Source organism: Jeotgalicoccus sp. ATCC 8456 (assembly GCF_016313225.1).
Taxonomy (GTDB): Bacteria; Bacillota; Bacilli; order Staphylococcales; family Salinicoccaceae; genus Jeotgalicoccus; species Jeotgalicoccus marinus.
The window spans coordinates 1831562-1856967 of the sequence record NZ_CP066224.1 but is presented as its reverse complement, the minus strand read 5'-3'; the positions used below and the strand labels follow the sequence as shown (position 1 = coordinate 1856967).

Sequence of the window (25406 nt, the reverse complement as noted above, 5' to 3'; positions counted from 1 at the left end):
TCTTCACCTCTTCCGTTTATAAAGTTCAAGTACTGCACGCCAGACAATCAGCGCATAAGTCAGTAAGAGTCCGACTAACATACCAAAGATATTAATATAGTCGGGGAATCTTACCCAGATTAAACAGAGTGCAATGACGACGAGCATGCGCGTCAAAGTCCCTGTCTTCACCCTTTCACCATTGCTCTCTTGTGCCACTTTTAAATGATAAAACCAACTATATGATGTAAACATCGAGCCAATTATACCAAGTGATAAACCTAGAAAAAACGGTGAAAATGTAAATATATAAACAATAGTACTGATTATAAAAAGTACTATTAAATATTTCAAAAAGAGCTGAAAATAGCTTTTAAAAATTTGTGATGTCATGGTTACTCCCTGACTAAATGTAAAAGTTGTGAAAACAATTACATGCTCTAATAATTTTATCGGAGTGTGTTTTTTGTGTCAACAAAATCTCAGAATCTTAACATGTTGTTCACAATTACTAATCGTTTACAGAGAAACTGATAGGTTTTTCTTTTAGTATTCCATAGTAATACTTAATATTGTCACATATTCTTCGTGATGCTTGCCCATCTCCGTATGGATTTTGAGTTTGAGCCATGTTGTTATATTTCGCTTCATCAGTTAAAAGCTCTTTGGCTAATTGGTAGATATTTTCCTTATCAATACCAGCAAGTTTTAGAGTCCCTGCTTTGACACCTTCAGGGCGTTCAGTTGTATCTCTTAAAACAAGGACAGGTTTACCTAGTGAAGGCGCTTCTTCTTGAACCCCACCAGAGTCTGTCATGATTAAATGACTCTTCGCTGCAAAGTTGTGAAAATCTAAAACATCTAATGGCTCAATCAACTCAATTCGGTCATGTCCACCTAGATATTGATCAGCAATTTCACGCACTTTAGGATTCTTATGCATTGGGTAAACGACAGTAACGTCTTCAAACTCATCCACAAGTTGTCTAACCGCTCCAAAAATGTTGTGCATTGGTGTACCAATGTTTTCACGACGGTGTGCAGTGAGCAATACGACTTTGTTATCTTTATGTTTTTCAATAATTTCTGAATGATAGTCATCATTAACAGTAGTCTTTAATGCATCGATTGCTGTATTCCCTGTAACTGAAATACGTTCCGCATCTTTCGCTTCATTTAATAGATTTTGACGGGCATCATCAGTCGGTGCAAAGTGTAAATCTGCTAAGACACCTGTCATTTGACGGTTCGCCTCTTCAGGGAAAGGTGAATATTTGTTATGTGTACGTAAACCTGCTTCCACGTGACCGATGTCTACTTCGTTGTAGAATGCAGCAAGAGAACCTGCAAAAGTCGTCGTTGTATCTCCGTGTACTAAAATCATATCAGGTTTTACTTCTTTGATTACTGATTCTAAACCATTAAGAACACGCCCTGTTACTTCAGATAAAGTCTGACCAGCTTTCATAATATTTAAATCATAATCAGGTGTGATTTCAAATGTTTCCAATACTTGGTCCAGCATTTCTCTATGTTGTGCCGTGACTACTACAATAGGTTCAATACTTTCATCTTTTTTCATTTCTAATACTAGAGGCGCCATTTTAATGGCTTCAGGTCTAGTACCAAAAATAGTCATTATTTTTTTCATAGCAATCTCCTAGATTTAATTATCGTGTGCCGAATAAACGGTCTCCCGCGTCGCCAAGTCCTGGTACGATATAACTCTTCTCATTTAACTTTTCATCAAGTGCAGCAATATATATGTCTACATCCGGGTGCGCTTCTTTTAATACTTCAACGCCTTCTGGCGCTGCGATTAAACAGATAAAACGAATCTTAGTCGCACCATGTTTTTTAATAGCAGTAATCGCTTCTACTGCAGAAGCACCTGTCGCTAACATTGGATCGATAACAAAAATATCTCTATCTTCAATATCACCCGGGAATTTAGCATAGTACTCAATCGCTTCTAATGTTTCTGGATCACGGTATAAACCGATGTGTCCAACACGGGCAGATGGAATAAGTTTTAAAATACCTTCTTGCATACCGAGTCCCGCTCTTAGGATTGGTACAAGACCCAATTTTTTACCACTTAATCTTTTAGCCGTTGTTTCTTGTACAGGTGTCTTTACTGTGACATCTTCTAAAGATAAATCTCTCGTAACTTCGTATGCCATTAGCATACCCACTTCATCTACGAGTTCTCTAAATTGTTTTGTCGAAGTTTTCTCATCACGTATGTAAGACATCTTATGTTGAATTAACGGATGATCCATTACTTGTACTTTAGACATATTACTTCCTCCACTCCAGAAATTAACCGGATGATACCATCCGGTTTATATTATAACTTACTTTATTTATATAGTGGATACTTTCCTGTCAATTTTGTTACCTTATCCTGAATTCCATCAAAACTTTCCTCGTCTTTAAGGCGAGTTAAAGTTTCTACTATAATATTACCGACTTCTGTCATATCTTCTGTTGTGAATCCTCTTGTTGTCATTGCTGGTGTACCCAGGCGAATACCACTTGTAACGAAAGGTGATGCTTCGTCAAATGGAATTGTATTCTTGTTTACTGTAATTCCGACTTCATCTAACGCTTCTTCAGCTGCTTTACCAGTCAGACCAAATGCTTTTACATCAACGAGTACTAAGTGGTTATCCGTCCCGCCCGATACGATACGTAAACCACCCTTTTCAAGTGATGTCGCTAAGGCTTGTGCATTATCAATCACTTGTTGCTGGTATACTTTAAATTCTGGTTGTAGGGCTTCACCAAAAGCAACAGCTTTAGCTGCAATAACATGCATTAATGGTCCACCTTGAATACCAGGGAAGATTGTTTTATCGATTATTTTTGCATACTCATCGGTAGTTAAAATAAGACCTCCACGTGGCCCTCTCAATGTTTTATGAGTTGTTGATGTTACAAAGTGAGCATGTGGAACTGGGTTCGGATGTAATCCAGCTGCAACTAAGCCAGCAATATGCGCCATATCTACTAATAGGAAGGCACCAACCTCATCTGCAATCTCACGGAACTTCTCAAAGTCCAAAGTCTTTGCATACGCACTACCACCTGCAACAATCATTTTTGGTTGCTCTTTAACAGCAACTTCACGTAGTGCATCATAATCGATTTCTTCAGTGTCTCTTGTCACCCCATAGGAAACAAAATTAAATAACTTACCGCTGAAATTTACTGGTGACCCGTGTGTTAAATGTCCACCATGAGACAAGTTCATACCAAGGATTTTATCCCCCGATTCTAACACACTGAAGTAAACAGCCATATTCGCCTGAGAACCTGAGTGTGGTTGAACATTAGCGTGTTCTGCTCCAAATATTTCTTTTACGCGGTCACGTGCAAGGTTTTCAACAACATCAACATGTTCACATCCACCGTAATAACGTTTTTCAGGATAACCTTCTGCGTATTTATTTGTTAATATTGACCCTTGAGCTTCCAATACAGCCTGTGAAACAAAGTTTTCACTAGCAATGAGTTCAATATTGTTATTTTGTCTATCCAGTTCCTTATTAATCACTTCTTGTACTTGTGGATCTTGATTGCTTATGTAAGACATAACTTACACCCCTTCATTATTTATAATGCGCTCTTGGTCCCCCAATAAGTTTCGGACGTGAACCCGCAATTGTTACAACTGCTTGGCCAACCGTTTTAACTGACGTGCGCACTGGTACGGCCACTTTCTTCATATGCATACCAATCATAGTTTGACCGATATCGATGCCGCAATCTGCGACGACACCTTCTACGACAACAGGGTCGTCAAGTTGTTGATACGCATATTCACTTAAACTTCCACCTGCATGTTTGTGAGGGACAACCGAAACCTCTTCTAACTGTAAGGCTTCTAAAGTTTCTCTTTCAGTCGTCAAGGCACGGTTGATATGCTCGCACCCTTGGAATAATAAATGTAGATCTTCGTTTTTCGCTAGATTAGAAAGATGCTCATAAATAACAACTGCCGCTTCTTCAGAACTGCCTTTACCGATTGCTTTTCCGACAGTTTCAGAAGTTGAACAACCAATAACTAAGATGTTTTTATTTTTAAAGAAATCATTTTCTTTTAATTCAGAAGTGAGTTGCTCTAAATCATGCTTCAATCTTAGAAATTCGTCTTTCATGTCTACCACCCTCGAACTCAGTATTTAGCCATGTATCTACAATGTCTATAGCTAAGCCTGGACCAATGACCCTCTCACCCATAGCCAAGATATTCGAATCATTGTGTTGACGCGTTGCCTTAGCTGAAAAAGTATCGTGAACTAAAGCACAACGGATACCTTTTGTTTTGTTGGCAGTAATACTCATACCGATACCTGTACCACAAATTAAAATGCCCTTATCAAATTCACCATTAGCCACTTTTTCAGACAGTGGCTTGGCATAGTCGGGATAATCAACAGAGTCTGTCGATTCAGGTCCAAAATCAGTAAAGTCAAGATTACTGTCATTTAAAAATTCAACAATCACTTTTTTTAAGTTGACACCACCATGGTCTGATGCAATTGCTATTTTCATAAGCTCATCTCCTTGTCATTCATTATACCTGTACGTACAGATACTTTCAAAAATTAACTGAATTATAGCTCTATTTTATCGAGATAGGATTTCAACTGCTCAAAAACTTTTTCATATTGCGCGACTGTTCCCCCCAAAAGGGTCTTCCACATCAACCTGCTCACCTGTTGTATATTCTGACAGTAGATGTACATTGGCTTGTGGGTTTACAGATAAAATCATTTCTTTATGGTGTGATCCCATTACCAAGAGTACGGAATCTGTTAACTCATCCTCAGTAAGTGGTGTAGGTTTGTCTGGTGAAATAAGATTGTTTTTCTCTATAATTGCTTGTGAGTTTTCACTCGTATCATATGCCGTAACAAATAGACCGCTTGAGTAAATATTTGCTTCTGGATACTTTGTCTTCATATAGCTTTCACAGAGCGGGCTCCTACAAGTATTTCCTGTACACACAAAAATTAACTTAGTCATTTTGAATCACTTCATTACCTGTTGCTTTATAGATACGGTTCATCAAACCTTCAGATTCAGAGACTTTATCAAACCCATGTATGAAGATTGTGTCCACATCTGATGTATCCATAATTCTCAAGGCAGCGTATAGATTCCTTGCCGCCTCTTTATACGATGTTGTATCCCTACATAAACTAATAAATTGAATATCATCACTAATAAAATCCCTACATGTCTCTGGTGCAATTACTCCAACCTTCTGCCCACGTTCAATAGGAAGTTTAGTGTTATTTGTAAACCCACCTTCTATTACAATCAATGGTTGACGTGGTGCATAGTGCTTATACTTCATTCCAGGAGAGATGGGTTTATCATCCTCACTATGGAAATTACCAACATCAGATTCAAGTACCGCTTCTAAATCCGTTCTCGTAATTGCACCTGGACGTGCGATACGGTAAGGGAATTGAGTGCAGTCTAAAACTGTACTTTCAATACCAAAGTTAGCAGATTCACTATCAACTACACCGAAAACTTTATTATTTAAGTCGTCGATGACATGTTTTGCATTTGTTGGAGATGGCTTACCACTTAAATTGGCACTTGGTGCTGCTAGTGGCATATCTGCGTATTGAATAATCTTTCTTCCTACTGGATGGCTCGGCATTCTTACTGCTACTGAATTTAATTCAGCAACGGCATTAGAAGCTAAGTAATCTCCTGTTAAAGGTAAGATAAAAGAAATTGGACCTGGCCAAAATTGCTCCATAAGTTTCTTCACTCTGTCATCAAGTGGTGTTGTAAATGCTTCTAATTGAGAAATGTCATGGATGTGTATAATTAAAGGGTTATCTCCAGGGCGTCCTTTAGCATGAAATATTTTGTGTATGGCTTCATGATTCCTTGCATCTGCAGCAAGACCGTAAACCGTTTCTGTTGGAATGGCTACAACTTCTCCGTAGGTGAATGCTGTTTTAATCTCTTCTAGTTTAAGTGCTAAAGATTCTTGTTCATTTGGATCTGTTAAGTCACTTTCATTTATTTTCCATACTTTAGTCATCATCTTCACCCCATGTAAAGTGTAATATTCTATCTTGCTCGTTTATATCTTTTATAATTACGGGATTAGATATCTGTTTTATATCTTTTACAAACTCGAGTAAGGGCGCTCCCTGTGCATATCCAATTTCAAAATACACCCTACCGCCTTTTGTTAACACGTCATCTAATGTTAATATCATTTTTTTATAAAGCGCGAGTCCATCATCATCTGCAAACAAAGCTTGGTGTGGTTCATATTCAAGTACTGATGGTGTCATGAGGTGAGTCTCGTCTTCACTGACATAGGGTGGATTAGAGATAAGAACATCAAACTGACACCCTGATTCCTTTAGAGGTGTTAATAAATCACCTTGTTTATAGGTGACTTCCACACCTAGGTTCACTCCATTTTCTTTGGCTACACTCAGTGCCTCACTTGAAATATCTGTCACAGTCACCTTATTATTCTTCCAAGTCCTTGCCAAGGTTAGGCTAATTGCCCCTGTACCTGTACCTATATCAGCGACTTGTAAGCCATGATCACTTTCGTTTTTAAGGACATAATATACAAGCTCTTCAGTTTCTGGTCTTGGAATTAAAGTATCCGAGGTCACTTTAAAATAAGTGTCATAAAAGTAAGCTTCTCCAAGTACATACTGATAAGGTTCGTTCTCGTTCACTCTGTCTATAACTTCCATAAGGTAATCATAGTCAGCTTGTGGCATAGCATCATTTTCATGAATCATCAATTGACTTAAAGTTAGACCAAACATTTCCTCTAATAAAATCGATGCAATCCGAGTCTCTTGTCCGGATATACTTAAAGAGGCTTCCGCCTCTTTAAGTACTTCTTTATATCGTTTCATTGTTTAACTCTTCTAGTTTAGAGGTTTGCTCTTCGATAGCTAATGCTTCGATAACCTCGTCTAAATTACCATCGATAATCTGATCTAATTTTTGAATTGTTAGACCAATACGGTGGTCTGTCACACGATTTTGTGGATAGTTGTAAGTTCTAATTCGTTCTGAACGGTCCCCTGTTCCTACCGCACTCTTACGTTTTTCGGCATATTCAGCGTGTGCTTCTTGTTGCATCATGTCATATACTCGTGCTTTAAGCACTTTCATTGCACGCTCTCTGTTTTTAATTTGTGATTTCTCATCTTGTGATGTCACAACTGTCCCTGTTGGTAAGTGAGTGATACGTACTGCAGAGTCTGTCGTGTTAACGTGTTGTCCACCAGCACCGGAAGAACGATAGGTATCAATTTTAATATCTTCATTGCGGATTTCAACTTCTACATCTTCAACTTCTGGCAACACTGCGACTGTTGCAGTTGATGTATGAATTCGACCACCCGACTCTGTCTCAGGTACACGTTGAACACGATGCGCACCATTTTCGAATTTCAACTTAGAATACGCACCGTTACCTTGAATCATAAAGCTGATTTCCTTGTAACCTCCGTGTTCACTTGCTGAAGCATCTACTACTTCAATGCGCCATTTCTTATCCTCTGCATAACGAGAATACATTCTAAATAAATCTCCAGCAAAGATTTGCGCTTCATCTCCACCTGCTGCGCCGCGGATTTCAATAATTACGTTCTTATCATCATTAGGGTCTTTAGGGATAATTAAGAATTTCAATTGCTCCTCTAATTTAGGTAGTTCATCTTCAGAAGTTGAAATTTCTTCTTCTAGCATTTCAACCATTTCAGGATCATCTGTCTCTTTTAACATACCTTTAGATTCTTCAATTGTTTCTAAATGTCCCTTATAAACACGGAATACTTCTACAGTCTCTTGGATATCACTTTGTTCTTTAGAGTATTTACGAAGCTTGTCCGAGTCGCTTACAACATCTGGGTCACTTAAGAGCTCAGTTAACTGTTCGTATCGATTTTCAATTATTTCAAGTTGATCAAACATAAGAATACGTCCTTTTCTAGTCACTTTTTCATTTATTAATTATAGCATATATTGCACACAAAAAAACTGCACTGAGACACTCAGTGCAGTTGAATTTAACTTATTGTTCGTTGCTTGATTTAAAACCGAATTTTTTGTTGAATTTCTCAACACGTCCATCCGCAGATGCGAATTTCTGACGACCAGTGTAGAACGGATGTGAATCAGAAGAGATATCTAAACGGATAACTGGGTATTCGTTACCGTCTTCCCACTCCATAGTTTCGTCTGAAGTACGTGTAGATCCGCTCAAGAATTTAAAATTCGTAGTAGAATCTAAGAAGATTACTTTGTTGTAATCAGGATGAATTCCTTGTTTCATAATTTGTCAGCTCCTTTGCCCTGAACCATCTGGAACAGAGTTATTTGTGGTTATCACCACGCATTACTTTGCCATTATACATGTTCAGCATATAAAAATCAATATCTCTTTTAGATTAGATTACAGGTTTACCTGTCTTCTGAGAACTAATCATACGCTCTCTTAAGATATCGAAAAACTCTTCATTTGTTTTAGCTGTCTTAAGAATTCTTAAGAAGCGTTCTGTAAAGTCTGGTGAGTCAGTAAAGAGATTTCTAAGCTGCCATAGAACATCAAGTTCTTTTTTATCTAACAAGAGCTCTTCTTTCCGTGTGCTCGAACGGCTAATATCAATGGCTGGATATACGCGTCTTTCACTCAATCTACGATCGAGATGCAGTTCCATATTCCCTGTTCCTTTAAATTCTTCATAAATAACATCGTCCATACGACTACCTGTATCAACAAGTGCGGTAGAAAGAATTGTTAAGCTTCCACCTGCTTCAATGTTTCTTGCAGCACCAAAGAAGTGCTTAGGTCTATGAAGACTTGCTGGGTCTAGTCCACCAGAAAGTGTTCGTCCAGACGGTGGAATAACTAGGTTATATGCACGTGCAAGACGCGTAATTGAATCCATTAAAATGATGACATCTTCACCCATCTCAACCTGACGTTTTGAGTGTTCAAGCAATAGTTCTGCAACTTTGACGTGGTGTTGAGGGGGTTCATCAAAAGTGGAATGTACAACCTCAGCATTTTCAACGGAACGCTCTAAATCCGTTACTTCCTCAGGACGTTCACCAATGAGTAGTATAAACAACTTGACTCCAGGGTGATTCTTCGTAATTGCTTGAGCAATCTCTTTTAACAGTGAGGTTTTACCTGCCTTAGGTGGTGCAACGACCATACCACGTTGACCAAAACCAATTGGCGTGACTAAGTCCATAATTCGTGTGGACAGATCTTCAGGCTTATTTTCTAAGTGGATACGTTCATCAGGGAAAAGTGGAGTAAGTGCTTGGAAATGCGGGCGTTTTTTAACTTCCTCAGCGTTATGTCCATTAATAAAGTCAACCTGTAAGAGACCATAATACTTTTCATTTTCTTTTGGCTTTCTTACCTTACCAGTAACCTTGTCTCCTTTTTTCAACTCGAAACGGCGAATTTGAGATGCTGAGATATAAATATCTTTTTCACCTTTAGAAAAATTGACCGTTCGTAAGAAACCATATCCATCTTGTTGGATATCATCGAGTATGCCTTCCATGTAATAGTTACCGTCTTTTTCCATTTCAGCTTCTAGAATGGCTAGGACTAATTCTTTTTTATTCAGTTTACTGTAGTTAGACAGCTTTAGTTGTTTGGCGCGCTCGGTTAAGGCTTTAGTGGTGTTGTTCTTATAAAGCGCATCAAACGTTTCATATTTCATATCCTCGGTCTTTTGGTTATCAGACAATATTTCCACTTCCATTACTAATTTTATATTACAGTCTCATCTAAAACATAATTATATTACCGTTAGACAGTAGCATTGTCAAAACTTTTATAAATATAAGCGCCGTAAGAATAAAGACTAGAATCCTTGGATTCTAGTCTTCCTCTTCTACTGTATCACGCCAAATATCTGCACCTAGTGCTTCAAGTTTCTTAACAATGTCTGCATAACCTCTGTCAATATGGTTTACATTGTGAATTGTTGTCACACCATCTGCAAGTAATCCTGCAATGAGTAGTGAAGCACCCGCTCTTAGATCACTTGCATATACTTCTGCACCCTTTAGGTCAGATGGGTAAATCAAGGCACTGCCACTTTTCTTGTCAATGTGGGCATTCATTCTCGCTAATTCATCAACATGTCTAAAGCGCGCAGGATAAATTGTCTCTGTTATCTTACTTACACCATCTGCTTTAAACATTAGTGGCGTAATCGGTTGTTGAAGATCAGTTGCAAATCCTGGATAGACTTGTGTCTTAATAGATACGGCTTTGTACGATTCCGGTTTATTAATGATGGCATAGTCATCACCGATTTCAATATCTACACCCATTTCCTCTAACTTAGAAGTGAGAGATTCCATGTGTGTTGGAATGATATTGTTTACTTTATAATACTTACCTGTCGCGGCACCAACAACCATATAAGTACCAGCTTCGATGCGGTCAGGAATAATATTATGCATTGTGCCATGTAAGGACTCAACACCTTCGATACGAATCGTGTCTGTACCTGCACCTTTAATATTCGCACCCATATTATTTAATAGTGAAGCGACATCAACAATTTCTGGCTCCTTGGCTACATTTTCTAGAGTTGTACGGCCTTCGGCACAGCTCGCAGCTAACATCATATTGATTGTTGCTCCAACAGACACAACATCAAAGAATATTTTGGCGCCCACTAATTTCTCTGCAGTTAAATACATTGCACCATGTTCATTCGTGACCTTAGCACCAAGGGCTTCAAAGCCTTTGATGTGTTGGTCGATTGGTCTAGGCCCGAGCGGACAACCGCCTGGCAAGCCGATGACACATTTTTTAAAACGAGATAGCATTGCACCCATCATGTAGTAAGATGCTCTTAGTGACTGTACCTTGTTGTTTGGTAACGGCATATTTACAGCTTCTTCTGCATTCACTTCTAAGGTTGTTCCATCTAATTCTGTTTTAATATTTAAGTCATTTAATAAACTCATCAGTGTCTTTACATCACTAATTTCTGGCAGTCCTTCAAGCTTTACAGAACCTGTACTTGCCATTAAAGATGCCGGTATAAGTGCGACTGCACTATTTTTGGCACCGCTGATGTTCACTTGACCTGTTAAATCAGCACCACCGCGGACTTTGATTACTTCTTTAGCCATAGCTTTAGCTCCTTGTCTTTGGTTTACTAAGGTCTTATTTTTGGTTCCAGTCATTAAGGAATTGTTCAATGCCTTTATCAGTTAAAGGATGTTTCGTTAATGTTTTAATAACTTTGTACGGTACTGTAGCAATATCTGCACCACGTAGTGCGGCGCCGTGCATATGACCTGAGTTACGAATTGATGCTGCTATAATTTCTGTGTCGATATCATGGACTGCAAAAATTGCTGCAATATCTTCGATTAACTGTAGGCCATCTAAACCGATATCATCTAATCGTCCAATGAATGGTGAAACATATGTCGCACCAGCACGAGCTGCGGTTAGAGCTTGTACTGTATTAAAGATTAAAGTGACATTCGTCTTGATTCCCTCTTCTGTTAATACTTTAACTGCTTTCATACCTTCTTCAGTCATAGGGATTTTAACAATGATGTGCTCGTGTAATTTAGCGAGTTCTCTACCCTCATTAATCATACCCTCTGCATCTAATGCAATGACTTCTCCACTTACAGGGCCATTAACAAGGTCACAGATTTCAACGAGTCTATCGTGAAAAGAAATATCTTTTTCCTTAGCTACTAGTGATGGGTTTGTTGTTACACCACTTAAAATCCCCCACTGATGGATTTCTTTAATTTCGTCCATATTTGCTGTATCTATAAAAAATTTCATTTTGTATCCTCCAAACAATTTTATGTTAGCTCCATTATAAGTTAAAGCTCATTAAAGTGACAATGCTTTACTATTAAAGGTTGATTTAAATTTGATTAAAATCACGATTTAACCCATAAAGGTAAAAACTCAGCTGAAGACTCTACTTAGAATTTTCAGCTGAGCTTAAACTTATTCGTTGTCTAAAGTTGCTTGAATCAAACCACTAAATAGTGGGTGTGGACGTGTTGGTCTTGATTGGAATTCTGGGTGGAACTGAACAGCCATGTAATATGGGTGGTCTTCTAATTCAATCATTTCCACCAATCTACCATCTGGTGAAGTCCCACTAAACACCATGCCATGTTCTTCCAGCTGTTCCTTATAAGCATTGTTGAATTCAAAACGGTGACGGTGACGCTCATTAATTTCATTTTGCTCATAAAGTGCCTCTGCCTTGGTTCCTTCTTTAATCACACATGGGAAACTACCGAGGCGAAGAGTACCACCAAGATCAACAACATCTTTTTGATCCGGCATTAAATCAATGATTGCGTATGGTGTATGTTCATCTAATTCGGAAGAATTTGCACCTTTAAGGCCTACTACATTACGAGCAAATTCAACTGATGCGAGTTGCATGCCGAGGCAAATACCTAAAACAGGCACCTTGTTTTCCCTCGCATATTTAAGCGTTAAGATTTTACCCTCTATACCGCGGTCACCAAAGCCACCCGGTACCACTATACCATCGACTTCTCCGAGTATTTCCATATAGTTTTGCTCAGTCACTTCCTGAGAATTAATCCAGTGGATATCAACGTCTGCATGGACTTCATAACCTGCATGACGCAGCGATTCTGCTACAGATAGGTAAGCATCCTGTAGTTCCACGTACTTACCAACTAAACCGATTTTGATTGTTTTATCAATTTTACTTAGGTTATCAAGTAAATGCTTCCAATCAGTTAATGCCGCTTCACCCTTAGATTCAAGTTTCAGGTTTTCAAGAACTAAATCATCCATATCTTGATCTTGCAATGACATCACAAGCTTATATATTGTTTCTTCATCTTTTGCATTGATTACGTTTTTCTCTTCGATGTCACAGAACAATGCAATCTTATCACGTAAATCTTCAGTCATCGGATATTCAGAACGAACAACAATCATGTCAGGGTGAATACCTAAACCTCTTAGTTCCTTAACACTATGTTGAGTTGGTTTTGTTTTCATTTCTCCAGCTGCTTTAATATAAGGCAGCAATGTACAGTGAATGAACATAACATTATCTTTACCAAGGTCACTTCGTAACTGACGAATTGATTCAATAAACGGTAAGGATTCAATATCACCTGTTGTACCGCCTATCTCTGTAATAACGATGTCAGCTTGTGATGAATCCCCCGCTTTTTTAATGCGTGATTTAATTTCATTTGTAATGTGAGGAATCACTTGCACTGTACCACCTAAATAATCTCCGCGGCGCTCTTTTTGAATGACTTCAGAGTATACTTTACCAGCAGTGACATTAGAGTACTTGCTCACATTAATATCGATAAAACGCTCATAGTGCCCTAGATCTAAATCAGTTTCCGCACCATCTTCTGTGACGAATACTTCACCATGTTGATACGGGCTCATCGTCCCTGGGTCAACATTTAAGTAGGGATCAAATTTTTGAATTGTGATTTTAAAACCTCTATCTTTCAATAAACGTCCTAGTGAAGCTGCTGTTATTCCTTTACCTAAAGATGACACCACGCCACCTGTTACAAAGATATATTTAGTCATAGTCTTCCTCCTGCATAAAATAAAAATAGCTCCCTTTCACAAATGTGAAAAGGAGCACGTTTACTAGTCCCAATTTAAGGGAGCCCAATTAAAATATTATCACTTTCAAGAAGAAAGTCAATAATTATTAATATGCATCTGCCTCGTCATCATATTCATCTTCAAGCTTTTCTTTGTCGTCGAATTCCAACTCATCATCGACTTCAGAATCGATGGCTTCTTCATCATCATCTTCTTCAGTTTCACCATGAAGTGTGCCATCAATTTCTTCCTGGTCTTCACCTAGTTCCTTGGCACCAGGGTAATCTTCTTCTTCATCAATATACTCATCTTCAGAAGCAATCTCAATCTTATGGATGGTCGGTGCAATCTTATCATTGATATCATCCACGGCATACCATTCACGTAAGCCCCAAACACCTTCACCTGTACTTAAGAAACGACCGTCAGTGTTTAAATCCGTATAGAATTGTAAGATGCGGTCTTCAATTTCACTTTCAGTATAATTCCCAACTTCTTTAAATTTATCTACCATTTCATAGAGGTTAGTATCTTCGCCTTTATCTTCTAAATAAATGTGTGACATATCAATAAATGAATTTTCGTCCATCATTTCCTTAGTATAACTGTCCAGTCTCATTTACGTCATCCTTTCAAGATGTAAATACCTTAGGATATAATACAAATATTTTACTAATGTTTCAAGAGCTAAGTTAGTATCTCACCAATTTCCGGTAATAATTCTCATCTTCAGCATCATGAGGGTGAACAAATCCAGCACCAGTAAACAGCTTTTCTAAGCCCGTATTCGTCACGTTAACTTCAGCAATCTCAACATCTTTCAAATATTTTCTAACTATTGTAGCAAACTGCCTTATTGCGCTCTCAGCAATCCCTTTTGAACGATGCTTCTCCTCAACATATATATGTTTAATTTCCAGTACTTTACCGTTTTTAACCGTATCAATATAGCCTGCAACTTCCTCGCCTAGCATGAGATTGAATTTCAGTGTAGAAGCAGACACGTCACTTGCCAAATTGATTCTTAAGTTCGGTACATAATTACGGTCTAAATCTAAATAATATAAACGTTCCTTACCAATAGGTCCTTCTTCCTTTGTTGCAGTGTGTAAGAACCCTGCTCTTTCGTATAGATTCCATGCCCCTTGATTCTCACCATCAACAACTAAGTATAAATGCTCAAACTGAGAAAAGTTTTCTTGTACATAAACCGGTAATAATTGAGCCACTTTCGTACCGTAACCATTTCCTTGATATTTTTCATTGATGGATAAAGACCTCACGTAAACCACCTCATGCGGCGTATCATACCCTTCGTGTTGATAATGTTTATGTAGTACAAAAAAACCAACAACTTTTCCATCATCTGTGACAACCACATTGGCAGTTCGATCTTTATCTTCTAGAGCTTCATTTAATACATCTAATGGTAAACTAGAATAAATTTGTTGCTTGTCACTTAATTCATAGGACTGAAGTGCGTCCTTATCACTTTCATTGTACTTTCTCACTTTAATGTCCATAATTTTCCCCTTTTTGACAAGATTCTATAGTTTGCTATTATAAGTCCATACCCTCTCTAGTGACAATTTAGACATTAACACAAAATTTTCCAATTCAACGTTTCATGTCGTTATTGCCGGGTAGTAACTTTGTATACTACAAATATATTAGGAGGAACTTTCGTGACAAACGAAGAAAGTACAACTACAAAGAGTCAGGAAAACCAGGATCAACCGGAAAAATTTCAGTTTAATAAGCTAGGCGTCGTTTTCTGGACTGCAGCTTCAATAATCATTGTAGTGTCTGCAATTGCCATGATTATTCCAACTCAGTTCCAGGTCGCTTCTGAAAATGTCTATGCTCTTATCTCAGAAACATTTAGTTGGTTTTTCTTACTCGTTGTATTTGGATTCGGTGTATTTCTATTATTTCTTGCCCTATCACCTTATGGCCGCGTAAAACTCGGTGGTGATAATTCCAAACCAGAGTTCTCATTTTGGGCCTGGGTCGGAATGCTATTTTCAAGTGGGCTAGGTGTTGGTTTAGTATTCTTTGGTGTCGCAGAGCCTATGGAACACTTTATGACCTCACCATTTTTAGGTGGTCCAGTTGAGGATGCCGAAGCCGCTAGACTCGCGATGGGTTATACTTATTTCCACTGGGGAATCTCCCAATGGTCAATATTCGGGGTAGCTGGTCTATCAATTGGTTACTTCCAATTCCGTAAAAACCGTGATGGTTTAGTCTCAACTGCTTTAGAACCACTATTCGGTATGGATTACAATCAAAAAGCACGTAAAGCAATTGATATATTAGCAATCATTGCAACTGTAACGGGTATGTCGACTTCTGTTGGTTTAGGTATTATGCAGATGGATGGTGGTTTAGATATCGCCTTTGGTGTTCCATCAGGACCATTAACTCAAATCATTTTGACAGCAGCTATGACAGGTCTATTTATATTTTCAACAGTAACTGGACTTAAGAAAGGAATGAAATTCCTTTCCAGTTTAAACATGATCCTTGCACTTGTCTTAACCATTTTCATTATGGCAGTTGGACCATTTACATTCATTATGGAAAGTATTATTCTTGGGCTTGGTGACTATTTGACAAACTTTGTTGGCTATTCATTACGCATGACACCATATGCAGGTGGTACTTGGGTTCAAGACTGGACAGTGTTCTACTGGGCATGGGTAATTGCTTGGAGTCCATTCATTGGTTCATTTGTTGCCCGTGTATCTCGCGGTCGCACGATTCGTGAATATGTACTGGGTATTCTGATTGTCCCACCAATGCTATCTTTCCTATGGGTTGGCGCCCTCGGTGGTACAGCAATTTATTCAGATCTTATGAATAATACAAATATTGGACAAATCGTTCTAGATGACCAAACGCAGGCGCTCTTCGCCTTGTTTGATACCTTACCTATTTCATGGTTTACATCTATTGTTGCGCTCCTGTTAATCTTTACTTTCCTAGTAACATCAGCCGATTCAGCAACATTTATTGTTTCGGGAATGAGTATTGGTTCAACAGAGAATCCACCAATTCGACTTAAAGTCCTTTGGGGTCTATTGCTCGGATTGTTGACTATCGCATTAATATTAGCAGGTGGATTAACCAGCTTACAGGCAGCTTCACTGTTAGCAGGTCTACCGTTTGGCCTCATACTAATCTTGATGATTGCATCAGTTTCTAAAGGATTAAGAAGAGAACCTAATAATGCAATGAAACGTAGACAAAAACCAAAAAAATATTAAAATAGAAGAAACGTTAATAACAGCGCTCATAACTTTGAGCGCTGTTTCATTTATAACTTTAGGAGCGATCTTATGAAAATCGGCATCGATGCTGGCGGTACATTAATTAAATTGGTCATTCTTGATGATGAAAATCGTACCTTTAAAAAATACCCTTCCACTGATATTGACCAAGTGATTGAGATATTAAACAATGATTATAGTGAAGAAGAAGTTTATTTAACAGGAGGCAAGTCAGAATATATACAAGAGAAGCTAAATTTTGAATCTAAAATTTCCATAGAATTCGATGCTACCTTTAGAGGTCTGACTCAACTCTTGAATGAAAGTAATTTGAATTTTGAACGTTATGTATACTTAAATGTTGGTACAGGAACAAGTTTCCACCAAGCGACAACCACGGATCAAAAACGTGTTGGTGGGTCTGGTGTAGGTGGTGGAACTTTACTCGGCTTAAGTCATTTACTGACAGGAATCGAGGATTACCATACGATTATAGAACGTGCAAAAAAAGGTGACCGTAACAAAGTCGATTTAAAAGTCCATCATATTTACAATGGTAAGCCTACACCAATTCCAGGTGATCTTACTGCAAGTAACTTCGGAAATGTACTTAATCACAAAAGCGACCAGTCAATTGAAGATCAACTGATCGCAGTTATTGGTCTTGTAGCAGAAACTGTTACAGCAATGGCTTTAAATCTAGCTGATGCCTTTGACACTAAAAAAATGGTGTTTATTGGTTCTACTTTACTCGATAACACTGTAATGACGGACATCATTTATAATTATAGTCAGTTAAAAGGCGCAGAGGCCTATGTTGTACCCAACGGTGAATTTTCAGGTGCCCTTGGTGCCATAGAAACTAACTGAGGACAGCTACCTTATTCCCTTGCCTGATAACCTTCATTTCACGTGAAAATATATGAGACAACATCTCTTCTGTTACTTGATGATTCGGTACTTTAGCTGCGGTTAAAGTACCTTTTTTCATGCCGGAAATTGAATCTGCATATGTCATCGCCAAACTTAAATCATGCATGGCAAGAATGACCACTTTATTTTTAGCTAATTCTTTCAATCTCGATAAAATAATGTGTTGATAGTTAACATCCAATCCTTGTTCAATTTCATCAAGCATGATTATGGGTTTGTCTTCCAATTCAATTTGCGCAAGAAGTGCACGTTTGAACTCCCCACCACTTAAATTTTCAATGCTGTGATTTCGATAATGTATTAAATCGTAATCGTTTAGAATTCCAATAAACTGTTCACCAGAAATTTTCTTCTCTGTGCTCAAACCTACAAAATCTTCTACATTAATTTGAAAAGGTACGTTGTGTTGAGGAAGATAGCTGATGTATTCTGCTGTAGAAGAAAGTTTGTGGTTGTCTACATAGAGTTCACGTTTTTTTATGGACTTTGTATTAAAACCCGTAACACCTGTTAAAACTGAACTTTTACCACTTCCATTCTCCCCAATTAGAACGTGTAAGCCAGGTTCGAATATCAAACTTTCCACTATAATTTTAAAGTCATCGTAATCGACCACCAAAGAATGAATGTCTAACACGATTATACCTCTGTCGTCGCTTCATCATATGCTTCTAGTGCTTTACCACCATATACACTAGCTGGTCCGCCACCCATCACTATAGAGACCGCAACGATATCTGAAATTTCGTCACGTGTCGCACCGAGTTTAACTAGTTTGTTGACATGGTTACCAATACAACCCTCACACTTATCTGCGATAGCATAAGTTAAAGCGATATACTCTTTGGTCTTCTCATCCAAAGCATTAGCTTTATACCCTTCTTTTTGAAGCTTTCTGAAAGCAGACATAAAATCGGGTTGCGTTTCTTGAATTCGACCTGTGTTTTTTTGCGCACGTTTATTAATTTCTTCAAAATTACCCATGAATAATCATCCTTTTAATTTATTTAAAGAAAGAGAATCGCTTAAATGCGATTCTCTTTTTTTGTGGATTGTTCTTTTTCTGTAACACATTAATACCCAGATGTAGGCAGCAAAAATGACTATCATAAAGATACCTATTGTTGTAAGTGATAATGGCGCATCCTGTGTGTAGGATGCAGTCGTTGAAAAGATAACCCCTGCCGTAAATAAAGTTAATGCTATTGCGTAAATGAAAACATTTCTTAATTTCATGTGCTCACCCACCATATTATTCTTCTTAACTTTATAATATCACGACATTCCGCTATTTTCTCATCTATTCTAAAAAGTTCGACATATAGACTAAATTAGTATAGCCTTCTTTCAATTTCACTTGGTTCTTCAATACAGCTTCTTCTTTAAAGCCTAATTTTTCGTAAAGTTTAATTGCTCCAGGATTATTAGAGAAAACAGTTAGAATGACTTTTTCAATTATATCGTTAGCTTTAGCAAATTCTAGGGCACGTTCAATCATCGCAGTCCCTGTACCTGAGCCAGTATAGTCTGGTTGTAAACTGATACCAAATTGTGCGATATGTTCAAACTTCTTACGGTGATCTTGGCGCATATTTAACATACCAATAACCGTATCACCATCTACAGCAACAATACCTAGGTCATTGGTGCCTAAAGATTTTATAGTTGCTTCTTCTTCTTCAACAGTTATCTCACGATTTTCAATTGCTGTTGCTAGAATATCTGGATACGCCTCAGTCACAATATGTTTGTGCCTGACAATACTTTTAGCGTCCGATATTCTCATTTCACGTATTTCATATGCCATACTTAGTCGTCTCCTTCTAGCTTGGTTTTTAATCATTCCCATTCATTATATTACAAGTTTACTTTTCCATTAAATATCATGCTTCTTATCTAATAAACAGGGCACCATAAATTAAGCCAATCATAATGACGAAGGCAGGATGTATTTTAACAATCTGTAAAAGTATAAAAGCAATGACAATTAAGAATATTGTGTGGAAGCCACCTGAAACCTCTAGAGAGTTAAATAGAAAATCTACTACGATTACACCCATTAATATTGCAATCACTGGTCTAATTAATGTTGTTAAGGTGCTGAATTTATTCGTCCCTTTCAACTTATATAAAAGTGCAGCAAGTAAAATCATGACAACCAAGGAAGGTAGGACACTTGCAGTTACTGCAACAATACTACCAAGTACGCCACCGGCTTCGTATCCAATGTAGGCACCCATCTTCGTTAGTATAGGACCAGGTAGTGAGTTACCGAGTGCAAGTACTTCAGCAAACTCACCAGTTGTCATCCAACCATAGGTATCAACAACCTCTCTTTCGACTAGAGGGATTGAGGCTGGACCTCCACCATATCCAATTATACCTGGAATCAGAAAGGCCAGAAAAATTTCCATGTAAATCATGTTGACCCTCCTCTAACCTTATCTTTCCTTAAAAGACTAATAACGATAATAATGGCGATAACAATTGCCGGATGAATATTTAGCACTTCTAAGATAATCAACATACCTATAGTAAAAGGAATTAAAAATGCCCACGTCGTGACCGCTTTCGCTGATTGTAAAAATTCAATTGTTAGAATCGCTAGCATGACTAGGACAACTGGCACTACCCCTGCACTCATTCCCTGTACCCAGGCTAGGTCTTTAAAACCTGTAAATAAAGCAAGAAGGATGGTCATAATCACTGCCGTTGGTAAAATCATCGCAACCATGGCATTGGCTACACCAAGCCAACCCTTTATTTGATAACATATGTACCCAGCGACTTTAGTAATAATTGGTCCTGGTAAAACATTGGCGATTGCCAGTACATCTTGGAATTCTTCATTCGACATCCATTTATATTTATCAACAACTTCTATTTTAACTAACGGAATCGATGAAGGACCCCCACCGAAACCGAGCATCCCTACTCTAAAAAACGCCTTAAATATTTGCCAGTGCATCATTCTCACCTCTTATCAGAAAAAGCACCAGCATGGCTGGTGCTTTTATATCAAACTGCTTTACCACAGCATTTTTTATATTTCTTTCCACTGCCACATGGACAAGGATCGTTTCGTCCGACCTTGAACTCATTGACGATTGTTTTTTGTCCAAGTTCTGCTTCTGACTTACCTCTATATTGGAAATGACGAGTATGTTTTAGCACGCCACTCACTAAATTAAAGAAGTCATCTTCTTCTTGTTTAGTAGAAAATTCATAGCCTAGATTGTTAATTTCTGCGATGATATCAGTCCGTTTTTGACCACTAATAATCATACGTAACATTTGAATATATAATTCTTCTAGTGAAGCTACGTCTGTATTTAAGTGACTACTAACCCAAGATTTTAGTGACTCATGATAAATAGACTCATCAATGTAGTTCGGGTTTGAAAACTGTATGAACTTAGCAAATTCTGGTTCATAGTAGTTGTATTTTTGCTGATTTTTTCTAATAATTTGGTACTGTTCATCTGTCATATCATCTATGACAAATTCTTTGTTTTTTTCATTAATCGTAATGACATAAGGTGACTCATTTACTAAATCGACTAATTCCTCAATTGTCGTCTCCTGGCCATAGTATTTCTTAAATAGTTTAGTAAGCTGTTTAAATTCAACAACACCATAGAGATGTAAGGCAGCTCTAATTAAATTTAACTTTCTTTGAACTGCCAAACGTTTTTCTTTATTTTCTTTCGTATCGACTGTTTTAAATTTATCGAGCACTTCATCAATAATAAAGAAGTGGTCAGGATTATTTAAATCTTCATAGGCCAAGCCCATGATATACAAGCCGTAAATGTCTACAAGGCTTAAATCTTTCGCTTCATCCAAATTTGTCGCTGCTCTTTTCCATGATTCGAGCGCAATATCATCACTATATAGGTAAGTGTACGTGAGTACTGATTCATTCGTTAAGTTTGCTGAAATTGCCTCAATTAAGTCTTCTTTATCTAAAGCTGTTTCATTTTTGACGCCGGTATTTATTGCAACTTGATGCAAGTCTTCTAAATCATATTTTTCTAAATACACACCCGTATTTGTCACTATGAACAACTCCTTATATACTAATTCTAGTACTGGTATTTTATCATACTTGTGTAAATATGCTAAAATTTAAGAGGTAACGAATACATATGATAGGAGCTCATATAAAGATGAAAGCTATTGCCCTCGATTTAGATGGTACAACATTAAATCATGCAGGTGAATTCCCCAACAGTCTCATTAAGACACTTCAAGACATCCATAATAAAGGAATCAAAATCATTATCGCGACCGGACGTTCGCTTCAAATGATTCATCAAAAAGTGCCTAACGATGTTCCGGTCGATGGCTTTGTCGCTGCGAGCGGTATGACCGTATACCTTGGTGACACGCTCTTATCACGCACTGCCTTTACAAAAGAACAAGTCAGTTTCGTCTTAGAAGAGGTTCGTAAACACAAGATATATTATGAGATAACAACGAGCCAGAGCGGTGGTCCATATACCTATAATGATGATTACGATTATGCTTTGGAGGACCTCACTGCACAAGCTGATGAGACAGTACTAGATTATGAAAACATCGGCACTGCCCGTACCTTAAACTCTCAAGAGCAATGGGTCGATAATCACGCACTCGACACCAATGATATTATTAAGTTTTACTTCTTCTCAAATGATAAAAATAAGATGGACAACTGGTATGACTACCTCAATAATCACTTTACATCAGACGCTGGTTTTCAGATATACCGTACATCAAATCATAACTCAGAAATCATGGTCTATGGCACAGACAAAGGTTCCGGTTTAAAGACAATTGCTAGAGAACTTAAGCTGCCGCTTCATGACATTCATGCTTTCGGCGATTCTATGAATGATATCCCTATGTTTAAAGTTGTCGGTAAATCAACTGCCTTAAAAAACGGTCAAGAAGACGTTAAATGTCTTGCAGATGATGTCACCGATTTTACATGTGATGAAGATGGCCTTGAGATTTATTTAAAGAAACATTATCTATAGCAATTTGCCCTCGTCTCTGAGGGCTTTTTTAATTGGCATAAACCAAACATTACCCTCCATCAATTCCATCGGCGAAATTTCATGACCCCCGTCAGTCAGCTTAATGGTTACATTCATGCCCTTGTCTTCTAGTTTTTTCTTTAAGGTGTATGATTCACCAGCTGTAGCAGTCATATCTTTTGCACCGGCTGTTAGAAGTACATCTGTATTAAACAACATTCCTTTTCCAACTGTTTCACTACGGTAAGCACTGTGCATTAACATTGCCCCTCTTAACCCTAAATCGTAGTTCAACAATAAATAAGCTCCCATATTTGCGCCATTAGAATAACCAATAAGTATGGATTTAGAGAGCTCAAAATCATAGATTTTACTCAAGTCTTTTAAAGTGTTGTATATTTTATCACCTTCTTCTTTTAGACTCGCTTCATCAAATTCATTAGCTGAAAGGCGTCTAAAAAATCGGCTTTGTCCATTTTCATCAATCTCACCTCTTAGGCTTAGGACATTGGCATCACCATCTACCATGGCAGCAACATCGAGTAAATCCGTCTCTCTACCTCCTGTACCGTGTAAAAGAATTATGGTTTCAACATTTTCTTCAACTTTACTTTTGATGTATAAATGTTTCATTTAAAGTCCTCCTAATAGAGTTACGCATAGTCGTATTATATAATAAAATCAAAGAGATTAAAGGAGGATGCATTATGCCTGCATTTGGTATACACCATGTTTCCGCAATTACTAAGAATATCATTGAAAATCATGATTTTTTCACTAAAATATTAGGTCATCGTCTCGTTAAAAAGACTGTTAACCAAGATGACCCAAGTATGTATCACTTATTTTATAGTGACTACAAAGGGACACCAGGGACAGATGTGACTTTTTTTGAAATCGGTCTTGCCCCTAAGTACACACCAGGAACTAACTCTATCTCACGTACAATCTTACGTGTTCCGTCAAAAGAAGCCTTACAATACTTCCGTGACCGTTTCGATGAAAAAGGCGTTTATCACGAAGGTATCATCGATTATTTCGGCGAAACATTGATGAAATTTTCTGATGAGGAAAGTCAACGCTTTGCCCTAGTCGTTGACGATAATGAGAATAAGGCAGTCCCTCATACAGATAACGATATTCCTGAAGCCTACGCCATTAGAGGCGTTTACGGTGTTGAACTCACCGTTCAATATTTAAAACCTATGGTTGAGTTTCTTACATTGCTAGGCGGTAAATACGATGGGGACATTGACCAAGATACAGAAGCTCGAGTTGACTTTGGTGATGATGCGGTGTTTATCTTCGAATCTAGAACGACAAATGTTGAAAAAGAAGGCTATGGTAGTGTTCATCACTTCTCACTGAGAGTGAAAGATGAAGCTGATTTAGAAGAAATCTATAAAAAGATTAAAGCAGATAAGTGGCTGTCTTCTGGCGTTGTGAATCGACATTACTTCAAGGCACTATATATTAATGCACCAGGCAATATTACCGTTGAAATTTCTACAGATGGTCCAGGGTTTACAGTCGATGAGCCACTAGAAACATTAGGAGAAAAACTCGCAGTCCCTCCATTTTTAGAGGATGATAGAGACTTCATTGAAATGCGCCTACACCCACTCTAAAATTTAGTAATTAGAACATAAAAAACCGTTCCTTTAAAATTAAAGGAACGGTTTAATCATTACTCATTAGGGAGTTCGATTTGATCAATATTATTAAAGTTATCAAAGGTAGTATCACCATTTAATGAGAACGTGCCACCTGTATCTTTACCTTCGACATCAAAATTAATCTTCTCTATCAACATTCTCTCTTCATCTACAACAAATTCGATTGAGGATTCCACTGTTTCTACAGTCATTTGTCCAAAATTAACTTGCACCAATGACTCTAGATTTCTATAAACTTCCTCATCATTTCCATGGTACTTATAAATAATCTTATCATCGGTCTCCTCTGTGGTCATGTAACCAAACAAGGTTTCTAAAGAATGAACCGCTTGATCATAAGTGACACTGTATAATAAATTAACATCGACCGAATCTGATACATTAATCCAATCTTGACCATTGTAGAAATAAGTTTGTCCATCTCTCGATAAAGTGCGATCTTCGCCTGCACTTCTTAGCCGTAATTGAGGTGGGTCTCCATTTATGACGTCAGCTTCTGCATTAAGAGATTCTTCCTCCATCTCATCTAATGAAGCCTCTAGGTTTAATTCTGCTTTGTAGCTTTCGATTTCTGTTGACTTATCGATTATTTTGGCGAGCTGTTCATCTTCAACTTTCGCCTGTTCTATGTTGTCTTCTTCAGTAGAATTATTTTTATTTTCACTGGTTTGCTCTTCAGATTCTTCTGTGGAATTATTATCTTCTGAGACTTTAGTCTTGTTAGTATCGACAGTTCTTTCGTTTTCTGAGTCATCTACAGCTTGTGAATCAGTTGCCTGACAGGCTGCTAAAAAACCCGTGACGATTAACAATAAGCCAAAATTTTTAAAATAATACATGACTCATTCCCCTTACACTAAAATCT

Annotated in this window: 30 protein-coding genes; 4 read left to right on the top strand and 26 right to left on the bottom strand. The window is 37.8% G+C overall.

What is annotated here, in order from left to right:
* Positions 1–3: 3 nt before the first annotated feature.
* The 17 genes from JEM45_RS09625 to JEM45_RS09545 form a co-directional block, all read right to left on the bottom strand.
* Positions 4–372, bottom strand: a complete 369-nt coding sequence (locus JEM45_RS09625; protein ID WP_026866004.1) for an ATP synthase subunit I — start codon at positions 370–372, stop codon at positions 4–6.
* A 118-nt stretch (positions 373–490) separates the two neighbouring features.
* Complete coding sequence (gene wecB, locus JEM45_RS09620) at positions 491–1630, bottom strand: non-hydrolyzing UDP-N-acetylglucosamine 2-epimerase (RefSeq protein ID WP_166626937.1); 1140 nt, start codon at positions 1628–1630, stop codon at positions 491–493.
* A gap of 19 nt (positions 1631–1649) precedes the next feature.
* Complete coding sequence (gene upp, locus JEM45_RS09615; protein WP_026866006.1) at positions 1650–2279, bottom strand: uracil phosphoribosyltransferase; 630 nt, start codon at positions 2277–2279, stop codon at positions 1650–1652.
* A gap of 62 nt (positions 2280–2341) precedes the next feature.
* The gene (gene glyA / locus JEM45_RS09610; protein ID WP_026866007.1) at positions 2342–3577 is read right to left on the bottom strand and encodes a serine hydroxymethyltransferase; all 1236 of its coding nucleotides are present in this window, start codon (positions 3575–3577) and stop codon (positions 2342–2344) included.
* A gap of 16 nt (positions 3578–3593) precedes the next feature.
* Positions 3594–4142, bottom strand: coding sequence for a TIGR01440 family protein (locus JEM45_RS09605; protein ID WP_026866008.1), 549 nt, complete (start codon positions 4140–4142; stop codon positions 3594–3596).
* Positions 4111–4539, bottom strand: a complete 429-nt coding sequence (gene rpiB, locus JEM45_RS09600; RefSeq protein WP_026866009.1) for a ribose 5-phosphate isomerase B — start codon at positions 4537–4539, stop codon at positions 4111–4113. Before rpiB ends, JEM45_RS09605 begins: the two co-directional genes overlap by 32 nt.
* Before the next feature lie 111 nt (positions 4540–4650).
* Positions 4651–4950 carry an arsenate reductase/protein-tyrosine-phosphatase family protein gene (locus tag JEM45_RS09595; protein ID WP_235678861.1) on the bottom strand — a complete coding sequence of 100 codons (300 nt, stop codon included), beginning with the start codon at positions 4948–4950 and terminating at the stop codon, positions 4651–4653.
* Between the two features lie 55 nt (positions 4951–5005).
* Positions 5006–6055, bottom strand: coding sequence for an L-threonylcarbamoyladenylate synthase (locus JEM45_RS09590; RefSeq protein WP_235678860.1), 1050 nt, complete (start codon positions 6053–6055; stop codon positions 5006–5008).
* Entirely contained in the window at positions 6048–6902 is an 855-nt protein-coding gene (gene prmC / locus JEM45_RS09585) for a peptide chain release factor N(5)-glutamine methyltransferase (protein ID WP_198687387.1), read from the bottom strand. The genes JEM45_RS09590 and prmC overlap by 8 nt, the downstream gene beginning before the upstream one ends.
* Positions 6889–7968 (bottom strand): peptide chain release factor 1, encoded by a 1080-nt coding sequence (gene prfA, locus JEM45_RS09580; protein WP_026866013.1) that lies wholly within the window; start codon positions 7966–7968, stop codon positions 6889–6891. The genes prmC and prfA overlap by 14 nt, the downstream gene beginning before the upstream one ends.
* Before the next feature lie 100 nt (positions 7969–8068).
* Positions 8069–8329 (bottom strand): type B 50S ribosomal protein L31, encoded by a 261-nt coding sequence (locus tag JEM45_RS09575; protein WP_026866014.1) that lies wholly within the window; start codon positions 8327–8329, stop codon positions 8069–8071.
* Positions 8330–8444: 115 nt separating this feature from the next.
* Positions 8445–9737 carry a transcription termination factor Rho gene (gene rho, locus JEM45_RS09570; RefSeq protein ID WP_370545427.1) on the bottom strand — a complete coding sequence of 431 codons (1293 nt, stop codon included), beginning with the start codon at positions 9735–9737 and terminating at the stop codon, positions 8445–8447.
* Between the two features lie 160 nt (positions 9738–9897).
* Positions 9898–11169: a UDP-N-acetylglucosamine 1-carboxyvinyltransferase gene (locus JEM45_RS09565; protein WP_166626939.1), complete on the bottom strand. Its 1272-nt coding sequence runs from the start codon at positions 11167–11169 to the stop codon at positions 9898–9900.
* Between the two features lie 34 nt (positions 11170–11203).
* Positions 11204–11845 carry a fructose-6-phosphate aldolase gene (fsa, locus tag JEM45_RS09560; RefSeq protein ID WP_166626940.1) on the bottom strand — a complete coding sequence of 214 codons (642 nt, stop codon included), beginning with the start codon at positions 11843–11845 and terminating at the stop codon, positions 11204–11206.
* A gap of 171 nt (positions 11846–12016) precedes the next feature.
* Positions 12017–13618 (bottom strand): CTP synthase, encoded by a 1602-nt coding sequence (locus JEM45_RS09555; RefSeq protein WP_166626941.1) that lies wholly within the window; start codon positions 13616–13618, stop codon positions 12017–12019.
* A 127-nt stretch (positions 13619–13745) separates the two neighbouring features.
* Positions 13746–14258, bottom strand: a complete 513-nt coding sequence (gene rpoE, locus JEM45_RS09550; protein ID WP_026866019.1) for a DNA-directed RNA polymerase subunit delta — start codon at positions 14256–14258, stop codon at positions 13746–13748.
* Between the two features lie 73 nt (positions 14259–14331).
* Positions 14332–15162: a GNAT family N-acetyltransferase gene (locus JEM45_RS09545; protein WP_035855590.1), complete on the bottom strand. Its 831-nt coding sequence runs from the start codon at positions 15160–15162 to the stop codon at positions 14332–14334.
* A gap of 162 nt (positions 15163–15324) precedes the next feature.
* Between JEM45_RS09545 and JEM45_RS09540 the strand changes: the two genes are divergently transcribed.
* Together JEM45_RS09540 and coaW are read left to right on the top strand one after the other, a co-directional pair.
* Positions 15325–16908, top strand: a complete 1584-nt coding sequence (locus JEM45_RS09540) for a BCCT family transporter (protein WP_026866021.1) — start codon at positions 15325–15327, stop codon at positions 16906–16908.
* A 72-nt stretch (positions 16909–16980) separates the two neighbouring features.
* Positions 16981–17781 carry a type II pantothenate kinase gene (gene coaW / locus JEM45_RS09535; RefSeq protein WP_026866022.1) on the top strand — a complete coding sequence of 267 codons (801 nt, stop codon included), beginning with the start codon at positions 16981–16983 and terminating at the stop codon, positions 17779–17781.
* On the opposite strand, the gene JEM45_RS09530 is transcribed toward coaW, so the two are convergent.
* The 7 genes from JEM45_RS09530 to JEM45_RS10985 all read right to left on the bottom strand — a co-directional run bounded on the left by JEM45_RS09530 (position 17774) and on the right by JEM45_RS10985 (position 21903).
* Complete coding sequence (locus JEM45_RS09530; protein ID WP_026866023.1) at positions 17774–18481, bottom strand: ATP-binding cassette domain-containing protein; 708 nt, start codon at positions 18479–18481, stop codon at positions 17774–17776. The genes coaW and JEM45_RS09530 overlap by 8 nt on opposite strands.
* 2 nt (positions 18482–18483) lie before the next feature.
* Positions 18484–18828 (bottom strand): carboxymuconolactone decarboxylase family protein, encoded by a 345-nt coding sequence (locus JEM45_RS09525; RefSeq protein ID WP_051220440.1) that lies wholly within the window; start codon positions 18826–18828, stop codon positions 18484–18486.
* A 6-nt stretch (positions 18829–18834) separates the two neighbouring features.
* Positions 18835–19080: a hypothetical protein gene (locus tag JEM45_RS09520; protein ID WP_198687386.1), complete on the bottom strand. Its 246-nt coding sequence runs from the start codon at positions 19078–19080 to the stop codon at positions 18835–18837.
* Positions 19081–19144: 64 nt separating this feature from the next.
* Complete coding sequence (locus tag JEM45_RS09515; RefSeq protein WP_026866026.1) at positions 19145–19651, bottom strand: GNAT family N-acetyltransferase; 507 nt, start codon at positions 19649–19651, stop codon at positions 19145–19147.
* A gap of 85 nt (positions 19652–19736) precedes the next feature.
* Positions 19737–20267, bottom strand: a complete 531-nt coding sequence (locus tag JEM45_RS09510) for a chromate transporter (RefSeq protein WP_026866027.1) — start codon at positions 20265–20267, stop codon at positions 19737–19739.
* Positions 20264–20812, bottom strand: a complete 549-nt coding sequence (locus JEM45_RS09505) for a chromate transporter (RefSeq protein ID WP_370545355.1) — start codon at positions 20810–20812, stop codon at positions 20264–20266. Before JEM45_RS09505 ends, JEM45_RS09510 begins: the two co-directional genes overlap by 4 nt.
* 50 nt (positions 20813–20862) lie before the next feature.
* Complete coding sequence (locus tag JEM45_RS10985; RefSeq protein WP_035855615.1) at positions 20863–21903, bottom strand: SEC-C metal-binding domain-containing protein; 1041 nt, start codon at positions 21901–21903, stop codon at positions 20863–20865.
* 110 nt (positions 21904–22013) lie between these two features.
* Between JEM45_RS10985 and JEM45_RS09495 the strand changes: the two genes are divergently transcribed.
* Positions 22014–22865 (top strand): Cof-type HAD-IIB family hydrolase, encoded by an 852-nt coding sequence (locus tag JEM45_RS09495; protein ID WP_026866030.1) that lies wholly within the window; start codon positions 22014–22016, stop codon positions 22863–22865.
* Here the strand turns inward: JEM45_RS09495 and JEM45_RS09490 are convergent.
* Positions 22860–23498: an alpha/beta hydrolase gene (locus tag JEM45_RS09490; protein WP_026866031.1), complete on the bottom strand. Its 639-nt coding sequence runs from the start codon at positions 23496–23498 to the stop codon at positions 22860–22862. The genes JEM45_RS09495 and JEM45_RS09490 overlap by 6 nt on opposite strands.
* A gap of 74 nt (positions 23499–23572) precedes the next feature.
* Between JEM45_RS09490 and JEM45_RS09485 the strand changes: the two genes are divergently transcribed.
* Positions 23573–24493: a VOC family protein gene (locus JEM45_RS09485; RefSeq protein WP_026866032.1), complete on the top strand. Its 921-nt coding sequence runs from the start codon at positions 23573–23575 to the stop codon at positions 24491–24493.
* 59 nt (positions 24494–24552) lie between these two features.
* On the opposite strand, the gene JEM45_RS09480 is transcribed toward JEM45_RS09485, so the two are convergent.
* Entirely contained in the window at positions 24553–25380 is an 828-nt protein-coding gene (locus JEM45_RS09480) for a hypothetical protein (protein ID WP_026866033.1), read from the bottom strand.
* Positions 25381–25406 lie beyond the last annotated feature (26 nt).